The following is a 12,682-nucleotide window of genomic DNA, read 5'->3' as shown; positions in this document are numbered from 1 at the left end:
GCCGGCTGACGAGATACATAAGAGGAGGTGATACATTGCGATATATAACGGAAATGGATTTACGGGATTTGTATCATGAAGAACCGTTTACGACGTATTACCTGGCAACAGACAACCGCCTGACACCGGGGGCCAGACAATTCCTGACAGACCGGCGCATTCCCTGTGAAACCGCATGGGGAGAAAGACAGGAGAGAAAAGCTGATGCAGTACCGGCTGCAGAAGAAACGGAGCCTGCGCCGTCGTGGCAGTTGATGAAACTGTGGCATACACTGGAGCATGCAGAATCACTCATCATGGTGACGGCAGAATGGTTTTCCCGCCATGGCGAACATCTGGCAGCGGAAGATTTTACCGCACTGGCCAGGACGCTGCAGCGGACCCGGCTGGCCTGTGAACAAGGAGAAATACCGCCAGCCCTTACCTTCTGGAATTGTACGGAAGGCGAACTTCGTGAAAAAGTAGATGATACGGTCATCCCCTTTAGTCTGGAAAAACTGCCGGAAGATGAAGTGCTGCGCGCCAAACTTCTCATGCTGAATCACCTCCGCACATATCTGCAGATGCTGGAACCGCTCGTTCTGGAAACACAGAGCCGCCATGGTGATGCCGGCCCGGGAGTATATGAAGGGCTGATACACATTCTCCATAGCCTGACCAATGTCCTTTGTATCATGATGGGAAAATATATGAGAGGTTCAGTATGAGTACTTTAAATTCAGATTTTACCTATTGCAATGAAATAATCAAAGAGTTTGAAAATGTGGTCAGAAAGCCGGTGACCAAACCGTCTTCTGTATACTATACAGGTGTCGATCTCGGCACGGCCTTTATTGTCGTCGCCGTCCTTGATGAGCATTTCCGCCCTATAGCCGGAGAGTACCGATATGCCAGTGTTGTCAAAGATGGCATGATTGTGGATTATCTGGGAGCTATCCGCATCGTCCGGGAAATGAAAGAAAACCTGGAAAAGAAACTGGGTACAGAACTGAAGTATGCCGCTGCGGCCTTGCCGCCGGGGACGTTTGATCTCGATTCCGGTGCTATCAAACACGTCGTAGAAGGTGCCGGGTTTGAAGTGACTAATCTGCTCGATGAACCGACGGCCGCTAATGCCGTCCTGAAAATCAAAAACGGCGCAATCGTCGATATTGGCGGCGGTACGACAGGAATTGCGATTTTTAAAGATGGCGAGGTCGTACATGTGGCCGATGAACCGACCGGGGGCACACATTTTTCCCTCGTCGTATCGGGAGCCTACAAGATGCCGTTTGAAGAAGCCGAATTATATAAGCGGGATCAGAAAAACCACCGTGAAATTCTGCCGATATTGCAACCAGTCATTGAAAAAGTATCTTCCATCATTACCCGCCACATCAAGGATTATGATGTGAAAGAGATTTATCTCGTAGGCGGTACGTGTTGTCTGACGGGAATTGAAAGCATCATTGAAAAGCGGACGGGACTTCCGACGCGCAAGCCACAGAATCCCATGTTTGCAACGCCGCTCGGTATTGCCCTTAATTGTAAACAGCTGGAAGAATAGAGGCGGTTCTATGGAATGGAAAATCATCAAGTCCCCTTCACCGGGAACGATAGATATCCTTATGCGGCGTAAGGGTTCTCCGGCTTCGCACGATATGAGCGATTTTGATGCCGTGGGACTCGTACAGGGAAGACTCATCGATATGGTCGTAGCAGCCGATATTGCAGAAAAAGCGGCCGGTGTCTTCGTCGAAGATATCCGGGGCAGCTGCCCGCAGAATCTCGTTATGATAGCCATATTTGGCGATACGGCAGCTGTAGAGGCGGCAATTGCCGATATATGCAGAGTCTTTCAGGAACATAGGCAGGTGACATTATGATAGCAGCCAGAGTGATTGACAACATTTGGTCCACGCGCAAGGCAGACTGCCTCGTCGGAATCAAATTTATGATAGTAGAAGTCATCGATGGCAAAGATGCAGGACGCCGTTTTATTGCTGCCGACCTGATCAATGCCGGTATCGGTGAAAATGTCATCGTCAGCCAGGGCAGTGCTGCCCGGCAGATGTTTCAACCGGATACACTGCCCATTGATGCGGCAATTATTGGAATCATTGATGAAGAATGTACGTTTTAATTTGTGGAGGTGAATCCGCTTGGACGTATTAAATCAAGTGCGGGAGGCCGGTGTCATCGGTGCCGGTGGTGCCGGATTTCCCACTCATGCCAAGCTGAATGCGACAGCGGAATACATATTACTGAACGGTGCTGAATGCGAGCCCCTTCTGAGAGTGGACCAGCAATTGCTAGCGTTGTATCCCGATGCCATTATTACCGGTTTTGCCGCTGCCGGCCATCAGGTACAGGCAAAGCGGGCCATTATCGGCATCAAGGGCAAGCATAAAGAGGTCATCGAAATTTTAAAAAAGCGTATCGAAGCCCTGGGCTTTTCTCCATTTGTACAGATTCATATCCTTCCGGATGTCTATCCTGCTGGTGATGAACAAGTACTGGTCTACGAACTGACAGGCCGTATCGTACCGGAATGTTCTATTCCTCTTTCCGTTGGCTGTGTCGTCGTCAATGCCGAAACAGCTTTCAATATCGCCCGTGCCCTGGAAGGTAAAAGCGTAACAGAAACGTATGTGACGCTCCAGGGCGATATTCCCAGACCGGTGACGCTTAAAGTGCCGGTAGGGATGCCGGTCCGCGAAGTCCTCATGAAAAGCGGGATTACCAGCCTGGATGATTATGGCGTCATTGATGGCGGTCCCATGATGGGCCGGATCATGAATTCCTACGATGGCTATGTTTCGAAAAAGAACAAGGGCTACATCATATTGAAGAAAGACCATTATCTCATCCGGAAAAAGAGCATGAACGAGCGGCAGGCACGCATTATTGGCCGTACGGCCTGCGAACAGTGCCGGATGTGTACCGATCTGTGTCCCCGCTATCTCCTGGGTCACAACATGCAGCCCCATAAAATCATGAGAACTATGAAGTACATGCCCGATGATCTGCAAAGTGCCCTTACGGCACAGCTCTGCAGCCAGTGCAATCTGTGTGAACTCTTTTCCTGTCCGGCCCATCTCAGCCCGCGTAACATCAACAGCTGGTATAAGGACCGGATGCGTACAGCCGGCATTAAATACACACCGGCAGAAAGAGATTATAAGCCCCGCGAAGCCCGTTCCTACCGGCTCGTTCCCAGTAAACGCCTTATTGCCCGGCTGGGCCTCAGCTCTTTTGATGGTCCGGCGCCGCTTACGGGAGTGGAATGGAATATCGATGAAATCGGTATCCTGCTCAGTCAGCACGTAGGTGCTCCGGCACAACCGGTCGTACAGGCCGGCGATGCGGTTACGGCCGGTCAGATGGTAGGTGCCATCCGTGAAGGGAGCCTCGGTGCTCCCGTCCATACGAGCATGGACGGCGTAGTCACAGAAGTTACCGATTCAGTCATTAAGATAAAGGTGGGGTCGATCCATGTATAATGCGATAGGTATGGTAGAGTTGAGCAGCATCGCCAGGGGAATTTATACGGCCGACCGGATGATCAAGACTGCTGCTGTAGAAGCCGTCAGCTGCACTGCCGTATGTCCCGGCAAGTACATTGTCCTGATCCAGGGTGATGTAGCTGCCGTAGAAAGTTCGGTCGATGCCGGCATCCAGTCGGCAGGGGAATATATTGTCGATCATTTCATTATTCCCAATGTTCATCCCGGTATCTTCCCGGCTATTTCTTCTACAACCCTGCCGGAACAGCGGGCGGCCCTGGGAATCATCGAATCGTTCTCTCTGGCATCGATGATTCATTCTGCTGATGCGGCTCTCAAAGCGGCTGATATACAGGGCATTGAACTCCGACTTGGCAGCGGCCTCGGTGGCAAAGCGTATTTTACCTTCACCGGTGATGTAGCTGCTGTAGAAGCAGCTGCCGATGCAGGAAAAGCACTGGTGAGAGACAGCGGACTGCTGGTAGATATCGAAGTCATCCCGTCTCCGGCAGAACGGTTATGGGATACGTTGTTATAAATTATGCAGATGGAATCAGGAGGTGATACATTGAAACCATTGATTTGTGTCAGTCACGTAAAAGAAGCGGCTGCAGCCGGGAAGCATGAACTGTATGTAGAGCCCGGAGCCATTATTACGGCAGCGGCCAGCGACTATGCCCGTGACAAAGGGATTGCCTTTGTTGAAAAGCAGACGGCTCCTGCCGCACCGGACGTACACAAACCGGCAGCAGGCAGTGTGAAAGGTCTGGATAAAGGTCTGGTAGCGGAAATTGTCCGTCAGGTGCTTTTATCCCGTGGCCAGGCTGCACAGCCGTACAGGGAAGAAAAAGATGACAGCGGCCTCAAAGTAGTACGTGGTCATTCTGTGACCTATGAAGTCTTCGATACGGGTAATCCCGTAACAAAAGTCGGATACAGGGAAGTTATCAGTAAAACTGAATCTCATATGAGCTCAGGATTCCTGACCATCGATCACTCTTCCTTTACCTGGACACTGACGGGATATGAAGAAACAGATATTATCCTGGAAGGAAGTCTCTCCATTACGATTAATGGTAAGACCTATTACGCCAGCCAGGGAGATGTGCTCTTCATTCCTAAAGATGCTACCGTCGTGTGGAATGCCGAAGATCATGTAAAATTGTTTTATTCGACCTATCCGGCAGACTGGGCAGGATGATATGAGCGTTAAAGGAGGTGGAAATCAATGGATGCCTTGGGAATGATAGAGACCAGAGGACTGGTAGCCGCTATAGAATGTGCCGATGTGATGCTCAAGGCAGCAGACGTGGTACTGAGTGGCAGGACCCTCGTTGGTGGCGGACTGGTGACGGTCTGTGTCAGCGGTGATGTAGGAGCAGTCAAAGCTTCCGTCGATGCAGGAGAAGCGGCTGTGCTTCATCTGGGTAAAGACCTTCTGATTTCACGTCACGTGATTCCCCGTCCTGATGCGGCCATAGCCGGGATCCTTCCCTCAAATGGCCCGGATAAACCAGATCCGCCAGACCCGGTTCCGTCTAAAGAAGGGCTGGCGCTGGCAGAAGAACGTATCGATGCATCCGGCGCAGAAACCGGTACTGGTGCAGCTGATACGGTGTCTCCTGAAACATGGCAGGGGACGGATACTACGCCGAAAGAAGAAGCCCCTGAGGTTTCTTTTGAGGACATAGATTTTAAAAATTTCCACAAAGCTGAGGCTGACGCACTGGCCGTACAGCCCGGCGTGAATCTTGACGGGGTGTTCAGAAAGATGCCCGTCCCAGCTTTGCGGCGTCTCGTCCGGGAATATACGGATATCGGCCTGACCGGCCGTGCCGTGTCGCGGGCGAAGAAAGCTGTTTTGCTCCGCCTGCTTGCAGATTACTATAACGGAAGCAGGAAGCAGCTGGTTTAAAGGAAATCTGAAAGGGGAGATACTTTTTGGAAACATTTGATTATGATCTGCAGACCGTGCAGGAAGCCAGAAATCTGGCACGGCAGGCGCAGAAAGCGGAAGATGTATTCTGCAAGTTTACCAATGAACAGGTAGACCGCATTTTGCAGAATATGGTCCGCGTAGCAGAAGAAAACGCGGCTAAATTGGCCCGCATGGCCGTTGAAGAAACGGGATTTGGCAAGGTAGAAGACAAAATCGTCAAGAATCAGGTAGCATCCCGCGATGTATACAATTATATCAAGGATATGAAGACCATCGGTGTCATTCACGAAGATACGGTCAACCGCATTACGGAAATCGGTGAACCCGTCGGTGTCGTACTGGGAATTATCCCCTCTACCAACCCGACCTCTACGGTCATCTACAATGCTATGATTGCTCTAAAAGCACGGAATACCATCGTATTTTCACCCCATCCGGCGGCATTGAAATGTACGATAGAAGCAGCCCGCCTCATGGCAGAAGCGGCAGAAACAGCTGGTGCGCCGCTGGGGACAATCAGCACCATTATCCATCCATCTATGGGTGCTACTAATGAATTGATGCACAGCGAAGAAGTTAAGATGATCATTGCTACGGGCGGTTCGGCCATGGTAAAAGCAGCCTACAGCTGCGGCAAACCGGCTCTGGGCGTAGGCCCCGGCAATGGCCCGTCTTATATCGAACGGACGGCAGATGTCAAAAAGTCCGTTGAAGATATTATGCTCAGCAAGACCTTTGACTACGGCACTATCTGCGCTTCTGAACAGTCTATCGTCGTCGAAGAATGCAACCGGACACAGGTTGTGGAAGAGTTTAAACGCCAGGGCGGCTACTTCATGACGAAAGAAGAAACAGATAAAGTCTGCCAGCTTCTCTTCAAAAACGGGCACGCTATGAATGCCAAATTCGTAGGCCGTTCTCCCCAGGTCATTGCCGATGCGGCAGGAATCACAATCCCTGCCGGTACAAGGGTCCTCATCGGGGAACAGGACGGCGTAGGAAACGGCTATCCTCTTTCCTATGAAAAACTGACCAGCGTTCTCGGCTTCTATACGGTTCGTGACTGGCAGGATGCGTGCGACCTCTGTATCCGCCTTTTAAAGAATTGTGGTCTCGGCCACACCATGTCGATTCATACGGAAGATCCGGAAATTGTCCGCCGGTTCTATGAAAAACCGGTATTCCGCATCATTGTTAACACACCGGCTACTCAGGGGGGCACGGGTATCAGCACCGGACTGGCACCGGCCTTTACACTGGGATGTGGTACCTGGGGTGGAAGCGCTACGGCTGATAACGTTACGCCGCAGCATCTGATGAATATCAAACGCGTAGCCTATGGTATCCGCGAAGTCAAGCCGTCCGTACCGTATGCGGGCCAGGCAACGAGCTGTGGAACGGCTGCCGGAGCAGCGGATTCTGGTGATGACCAGCTCATCGCTGTCGTCAATGAAGTGCTCCAGCTGCTAAAACAGAAAGGTGAGTTTTAATGGGGAAATATGATGCTTTAGTCGATTTGCTGGTAGAAGCCGTCAGGGACAGCCATTTGAATCTACAGCCGGATACGATTCCCGTAGGAGTATCCAACCGGCATGTCCATTTGTCCCAGGCGGATCAGGATGCTCTTTTCGGACCGGGCAGCCAGCTGACAAAGATCAAAGATATTTCGCAGCCGGGACAGTTTGCCTGCAAGGAAACGGTAACCCTGGCAGGGCCGAAGGGCGTTCTGGAAAAAGTCCGCATCCTCGGTCCCGTCCGCAAAGAATCCCAGGTGGAATTACTCCGGTCCGATTGTTTTAAATTGGGGATCAAGGTGCCGCTGCGCATGTCCGGTGAACTGGAAGGTACGCCGGGCCTGACGCTCATCGGACCAAAAGGCAGTATCTGCCTTCCCCGCGGTGTCATCATTGCCAAACGCCATATCCATATGCTTCCTGAAGACGCGCAGCGTTTTGGCGTGACGAATGGCCAGGTCGTTTCCATCAATATCGATGGCGACCGTGGCGGTACTTTCGGTAATGTTGTTATCCGAGTGACAACAACATCGGCATTAGAATGCCATATCGACATGGAAGAAGCTAATGCTATGAATCTTAAAAATGGTTCCAGGATAACAATTATTAAATAATTAAATCTTATATATTATTAGGAGGAAAATAACATGAGTACAACAGAAGCTTTAGGTTTAATCGAAACAAAAGGTCTTGTAGGTTCTATTGAAGCAGCTGATGCAATGGTAAAAGCGGCAAACGTTTACCTCATTGGCAAAGTTCTCGTCGGCGGCGGTCTCGTAACGGTTATGGTACGCGGCGATGTCGGCGCTGTCAAGGCTGCTACCGATGCTGGTGCTGCTGCTGCACAGCGCGTTGGCGAACTCATTTCCGTGCACGTTATTCCACGTCCCCATACTGATGTGGAAATGATTCTCCCTCATGACAACCTCACAGTAAAAGAATAATCTATCACAGGGCGGGCTAAGGCTATTAGCACCTTAGCCCGCTGCATTTTATCCGGTATCATGCAAAATTCATATAATAAATATTTGTTTATGTACGAAAGAACTTTGAAAAAACAAAAGAATTCATTCTTTTTTATTGATACATGTGAAATATATAACAATAAATATATATATATCAAGTAAAGGAAGTGTGTGCGAATGGAAAACAGAGCCTTGGCAGTCAAATTAAAGATAGACGCAGGGTTTAAGCAGCGTGGGATTACCTTTGCCATCTTTTCTGGGATTTTTTACGGTCTCTATACGGCTTTTCTGACCTTAGGCATGTCCAAGGGAATCTGGGGTAATGACTGGTATGGCGCCAATATGTCCGGCCTGAGCGCCTTTGCCATCACCTATTGCCTGGCAGCGCTGGGATCGGCCGTCAATGATACTATGAGCGGCATCTGGTCCCTTATCAATGTATCCATTAAAGGCGAACTGGGAGACTTTTTCCGCACGTTAAAAACAAAGCCGGGCCTGGTCATGATCGTTTGTGCCCTCATCGGCGGCCCGCTGGCTTCTACAGCTTATGTAGCAGCACTGCAGATGGGCGGTTCCATCATCGTGCCTATTTGTGCTCTCAATGCGTCTTTTGGGGCCATCATCGGCCATTTTGTATTCAAACAGGAAATCAATAAACGGATGGTCTGCGGTATCCTCCTCTGCCTTGTCGCTGCCGGTGTCATCGGCGGTACATCCTTCTCAGACGTGGGACCGACGGCGCTGATGGCCTGCGGCATTGCCCTGTTCTGCGCGCTGGGCTGGGGGATTGAAGGCGCCGTTGCCGGCTTTGGCACGACCCTCATCGATTATAATATCGGCATTACCATCCGTCAGTGCGTTTCCGGCCTTTCCAATATGCTCATCATGCTGCCCCTGTTGTGCATGATTGATGGCAGTGCCGGACTGGCTCCACGCCTTCTTTCCGGCGCCTGGAGCGACTGGTCGATCATCTTCTTTGTCATTTCCGGCTTCTGTGCCATGCCGGCATATTCCTTCTGGTATAAGGGCAATTCGATGTGCGGTGCCGCACTCGGCATGGTCTGCAATGGAGCGTATTCTTTCTGGGGACCGTTCTTCTGCATGATCATCGTCGGTATGTTTGATGGACAGCCAGGCTGGATGCTCACACCGGTACAGTGGGCGGCTGCTATTGTCATGATCTGCGGCATTGCTCTCGTCGGAAATCTCAATCCGCTCCATGCATTCCGGAAAAAGGAGGCCTGATCGTATGAAACCGCTCTATTACGCAATCATGAAATATATGACGACCGTAGAAGAAGCATCTAATATGGATGTCATCCATGCCCTGAAAGGAGAATACGGAAGTTTTAAAATGCTTCGACCCGATGCCGTACAGGAAGCATTGATGACGGCAAAGGCCAATGGGCTTCTCGATGAATCGCGGTTTGAACTGGATGATGCCGGTCAGTTACAGGTTTATTATAAAGTAAATGACTACGGCCGGCAGATGATCAACGCCTTTATTAGAGATTAATATAGTTGTGGTATTACCACTTTTTTACCAGTTTTTAACGAATTGCTGATACAGTCTATGTCATAATGAGGTATTAATTGCATTATTTTCTGGCTCCAGCCCAATGCGTATCTGTTTAACCAGTACGTCTTTATCATAGAAAGGAGAATGATATATGAAATCAGGGAAAAAGAAAGTGTTAAAAATGTTAGTTATGTCTGCGCTGATGGCAGGTATATCGGCAACGGCGATGGCGGCTGTAGGAGTGGTGCAGGGCCCGACGCCTATTGACCAGGGCATGGCTAATAAGGCAGAGGATTTCACTATCTACAATGACAAGATTGCTGCTTCCTTTGCCGTAGGTTCCAATAACTACTGGAATATGACGACGGGCAGCATCCTGGACATTGCCATGATGAAAGATGGGAAATTTGGGACGGATCTGACCAATGACATTGAATTCCTCAACGATTACTGGACAGCTACTGGTTCGTGGCATGGCGAAGACCTGCTGCATACGCCCGTAAAAGATATTACGTACAAGCTGGAAGGCGATAAAAAAGTCACTGTAACGGCGAAGACGAGATATTGGACAGAAGGTCATAAACTGCCTTTGAACGTGACGATTCAGTATACGTTGGAAGATGGCAAGAATTATATTGATATGAAGACAGTCGTCGAAAATCCGGCAGGGAATGATGCCTATCTGAATATGAACAGTGGCTATTCTATCAGTACCCTTGCCGTGAATATGTTCGGCCCCTTTGGCTTCTATCCTGATGTCAAGAGAACGGGCATACGTATCAATGAAGATCCCGAAGTCAATACGAAATACGGGGATTTCGTCGTTACGTACGGGAAAAATTACGCCGTAGCTGTTAATACCGATCATGCCAATGCTTACAAAGGTTCATCGGGCTATAAAGATGTCTATGTGAACCGCGACATCATGCCGGGCCAGTCGTATACGTATACGGGCGAAATCCTGGTTATTCCCAATGGGGAAACGGCTCCGGTCATCGAGCGGAAGATACAGAAAGATCCGTCTATCAAGGCTGGCGTCATTGAAGGTGTTGTCCGCGATTCCAATGGCAAACCGCTGCCCAATGCCTATGTCATCTTCAATAAGCCAGGATCTTATAAAAAGACGATAAAATCGGATGGTGTCGATCAGGTCATGAAAGATATCATGCAGCCTTTCGTCTGGAAGATTACCGATAAAGATGGCAAGTATAAAGTCACACTGCCGCAGGACAACTACGACATTTATGTACAGAGCCAGGGAACGACACCGTCTGACGTGCAGCATGTCGATCTGAAAGGCAACACTGTGGCTGATTTCCAAGTAAAACCGGGGGCCAGAGCGGCGCTGACGGCTGTTGATGAAAACGGGAAACCTGTCGATTTTAAAGTGGTCGTCACCGGTATCAAATCGGATGTAAAAGGATTAGGAGGCTCGGTATATTTTACAGACCCGGCGACACACAAAGCGGATTTTGACGTATCGGCACCGGAAAATGAACTCACCTTTACGGCATATCATGGAGCCGATTATACATCGAAACCGGTTGAATTCAAGACCTTTGTCAAAGGCGGCCAGACAGTTCAGCATCAGTTCGTCATTCCTCAGCTCATTCATCCTGAAAAGGCGGGCTGGTATGGCAATGACAATCACCAGCATGCCGACCATGGCGATGGCGCGACGACTGTCCCGGAACTCTTTGCCGCACAGCTGGCAGCCGGCCTGGACCTGAATCTCGTACTCGATCACGACTACATCGGTAACATCAAGCCTATGCGGGAACTGGCCAATCAGTACAAAAGGCCTTTCATTCCCAACGTCGAAGTTTCTCCGGGATGGGGACACTGGGGCTTCCTGATGGTCAATGACAAGATGCCCTGTCCGGATCCGTCTCTGACACCGGGTGAAATCATCCAGCAGGGGCATGACCGGGATGCCCTGGTCGTCATGCATCATCCCTTCACCGACTATGGTTTCCTGACCAATCGTGCTGGCGTCAAGGGTGGCGATGACCCCAGTGCGGAAAACTTTGAATTCCTGGAACTGCAATCGACAATGGATTTGTCCAATGCCAAGAATATGGATAAACGGACTCTCGATGTGGCAGAAGGTTACTGGAACCGTGGCATCAAGAAATATCTGAGTGCCGGATCGGACCAGCATGATGCGACATCCAATCTGTATCCGGGTATCATCCGCATGTATTCCCACGTCGATGGCAAATTGACAGGCCGTAAGTTTGTCAATGCCATGGCAGAAGGCAAGGCTTATGTTACTATGGGGCCTATCTTCACCCCGGCAGAACAGTCCATGTTCGGCACGACCCAGCAGACAGCGGCCGATGGCACGTATACCTTTGAAACAAAGGTACAGGCTGTCAACGGCCTGAAAGAAGTACAGGTCGTAAGCGAAGGAAAACCGGTGGAAACGAAGGCATTCGACAATACGACTGATCCCGTTTCTGTACAAGTCAAAGTAAAACCGGAACACGACACCTGGGTCAACGTCATTGCAAAGGATGGCAAAGACCATTATGCCGTATCCAACCCTGTATGGGTTAAAGTAAAAAAATAAAAAGCACATGATATCCTGAATGGGTCATAGGAGTCTTTCCGCAGACAGCCCCGGCATGAAACGAAAATGCCGGGGCTGTTTCTGTTGTATGCCTGCCGGAGGTGTTTCTGCGTGCGCCCGGCAGGGGCTGTACTGGACTTTTCCCTGACAACTCCGTATAATTAAATTGGGAGGATATGACATATGAAACTTACGACTCTATTGCCGACAGCCAGCAGTTCTCAGGAAAAAGCCCGCATACATGTAGTGTATGCGCTTTTGGGGACTGTTTTTTTTATGCCCCTTCAGATTATCGCCATGGAAGCCTGTTTTATCCTGGCACTGATTCTGGCAGCACGGTATATATGGAAATATCCTATAGCCTCCTGGCATGATACGCCCCTTTTTAAACCAGCAGCCCTGTTTGCTATCCTGGCTTTTGTATCTCTGGCCGGATCGCCCAGGCCGCTGTTTGGCGTTGCCTTTTACCTGTTTACAGTGCTGCAGTATTTTATTTTTTATAACCTCATAGTCGTCTTTGTCCGTGGCAGAGAAGAACGGCGCCTGTTTCTGCTCGTTTTTCTTGCCAGTGCAGCCATCGTCGTTCTATTTGGCCTGTACCAGTATGCCCACATGCTGACGCTCCATGAAGAAGAATGGGTCGATAATTCGGCCTTTCCCCTGTTACGGCGGCGCATGTATTCCACTT

13 protein-coding genes and 2 pseudogenes are annotated in these 12,682 nt (G+C 50.0%); all 15 read left to right on the top strand.

The genetic code is table 11. From position 1 onward, the window contains the following. Nucleotides 1-35: 35 nt before the first annotated feature. Complete coding sequence (locus DBO31_RS01075) at nucleotides 36-707, top strand: hypothetical protein (protein ID WP_113855449.1); 672 nt, start codon at nucleotides 36-38, stop codon at nucleotides 705-707. Continuing rightward, entirely contained in the window at nucleotides 704-1,546 is an 843-nt protein-coding gene (eutJ, locus tag DBO31_RS01070; protein ID WP_059076752.1) for an ethanolamine utilization protein EutJ, read from the top strand. The genes DBO31_RS01075 and eutJ overlap by 4 nt, the downstream gene beginning before the upstream one ends. Nucleotides 1,547-1,556: 10 nt before the next feature. Continuing rightward, on the top strand, nucleotides 1,557-1,865 hold the full coding sequence (locus DBO31_RS01065) for a BMC domain-containing protein (protein ID WP_150824233.1): 309 nt from the start codon (nucleotides 1,557-1,559) through the stop codon (nucleotides 1,863-1,865). Next, nucleotides 1,862-2,122: a EutN/CcmL family microcompartment protein gene (locus DBO31_RS01060; protein WP_059076754.1), complete on the top strand. Its 261-nt coding sequence runs from the start codon at nucleotides 1,862-1,864 to the stop codon at nucleotides 2,120-2,122. The genes DBO31_RS01065 and DBO31_RS01060 overlap by 4 nt, the downstream gene beginning before the upstream one ends. A gap of 19 nt (nucleotides 2,123-2,141) precedes the next feature. Further along, a complete protein-coding gene (locus tag DBO31_RS01055; RefSeq protein WP_113855450.1) occupies nucleotides 2,142-3,482 on the top strand; it encodes a 4Fe-4S dicluster domain-containing protein in 1,341 nt (446 codons plus the stop codon). Beyond that, on the top strand, nucleotides 3,475-4,023 hold the full coding sequence (locus DBO31_RS01050; protein ID WP_059076756.1) for a BMC domain-containing protein: 549 nt from the start codon (nucleotides 3,475-3,477) through the stop codon (nucleotides 4,021-4,023). Before DBO31_RS01055 ends, DBO31_RS01050 begins: the two co-directional genes overlap by 8 nt. Before the next feature lie 30 nt (nucleotides 4,024-4,053). Then, the gene (locus tag DBO31_RS01045; protein WP_150824232.1) at nucleotides 4,054-4,686 is read left to right on the top strand and encodes a cupin domain-containing protein; all 633 of its coding nucleotides are present in this window, start codon (nucleotides 4,054-4,056) and stop codon (nucleotides 4,684-4,686) included. 27 nt (nucleotides 4,687-4,713) lie between these two features. Beyond that, nucleotides 4,714-4,980: pseudogene (locus DBO31_RS09415) on the top strand (BMC domain-containing protein); the annotation flags it as partial. Between the two features lie 446 nt (nucleotides 4,981-5,426). Next, complete coding sequence (locus DBO31_RS01035) at nucleotides 5,427-6,914, top strand: acetaldehyde dehydrogenase (acetylating) (RefSeq protein ID WP_059076759.1); 1,488 nt, start codon at nucleotides 5,427-5,429, stop codon at nucleotides 6,912-6,914. Then, complete coding sequence (locus tag DBO31_RS01030) at nucleotides 6,914-7,552, top strand: phosphate propanoyltransferase (RefSeq protein WP_059076760.1); 639 nt, start codon at nucleotides 6,914-6,916, stop codon at nucleotides 7,550-7,552. The genes DBO31_RS01035 and DBO31_RS01030 overlap by 1 nt, the downstream gene beginning before the upstream one ends. A 33-nt stretch (nucleotides 7,553-7,585) precedes the next feature. Beyond that, nucleotides 7,586-7,882 (top strand): ethanolamine utilization microcompartment protein EutM, encoded by a 297-nt coding sequence (eutM, locus tag DBO31_RS01025; protein ID WP_059076761.1) that lies wholly within the window; start codon nucleotides 7,586-7,588, stop codon nucleotides 7,880-7,882. A 198-nt stretch (nucleotides 7,883-8,080) separates the two neighbouring features. Further along, nucleotides 8,081-9,148 (top strand): hypothetical protein, encoded by a 1,068-nt coding sequence (locus tag DBO31_RS01020; RefSeq protein WP_150824231.1) that lies wholly within the window; start codon nucleotides 8,081-8,083, stop codon nucleotides 9,146-9,148. Nucleotides 9,149-9,152: 4 nt separating this feature from the next. Continuing rightward, nucleotides 9,153-9,419: a hypothetical protein gene (locus DBO31_RS01015; RefSeq protein WP_059076763.1), complete on the top strand. Its 267-nt coding sequence runs from the start codon at nucleotides 9,153-9,155 to the stop codon at nucleotides 9,417-9,419. 154 nt (nucleotides 9,420-9,573) lie between these two features. Next, a complete protein-coding gene (locus DBO31_RS09360) occupies nucleotides 9,574-11,994 on the top strand; it encodes a CehA/McbA family metallohydrolase (protein ID WP_150824230.1) in 2,421 nt (806 codons plus the stop codon). A gap of 183 nt (nucleotides 11,995-12,177) precedes the next feature. Further along, nucleotides 12,178-12,682: pseudogene (locus DBO31_RS01005) on the top strand (polymerase); the annotation flags it as partial.

This window comes from Megasphaera sp. DJF_B143, from assembly GCF_900320625.1.
GTDB classification, from domain to species: Bacteria; Bacillota; Negativicutes; order Veillonellales; family Megasphaeraceae; genus Megasphaera; species Megasphaera hexanoica.
This window is presented reverse-complemented; position numbering and strand designations above follow the sequence as displayed.

Coding starts and splice junctions, on each gene's coding strand:
- DBO31_RS09360 (WP_150824230.1), top strand. CDS start 9,574: ATGAAATCAGGGAAAAAGAAAGTGTTAAAAATGTTAGTTATGTCTGCG.
- DBO31_RS01020 (WP_150824231.1), top strand. CDS start 8,081: ATGGAAAACAGAGCCTTGGCAGTCAAATTAAAGATAGACGCAGGGTTT.
- eutJ (WP_059076752.1), top strand. CDS start 704: ATGAGTACTTTAAATTCAGATTTTACCTATTGCAATGAAATAATCAAA.
- DBO31_RS01030 (WP_059076760.1), top strand. CDS start 6,914: ATGGGGAAATATGATGCTTTAGTCGATTTGCTGGTAGAAGCCGTCAGG.
- DBO31_RS01050 (WP_059076756.1), top strand. CDS start 3,475: ATGTATAATGCGATAGGTATGGTAGAGTTGAGCAGCATCGCCAGGGGA.
- DBO31_RS01060 (WP_059076754.1), top strand. CDS start 1,862: ATGATAGCAGCCAGAGTGATTGACAACATTTGGTCCACGCGCAAGGCA.
- eutM (WP_059076761.1), top strand. CDS start 7,586: ATGAGTACAACAGAAGCTTTAGGTTTAATCGAAACAAAAGGTCTTGTA.
- DBO31_RS01015 (WP_059076763.1), top strand. CDS start 9,153: ATGAAACCGCTCTATTACGCAATCATGAAATATATGACGACCGTAGAA.
- DBO31_RS01065 (WP_150824233.1), top strand. CDS start 1,557: ATGGAATGGAAAATCATCAAGTCCCCTTCACCGGGAACGATAGATATC.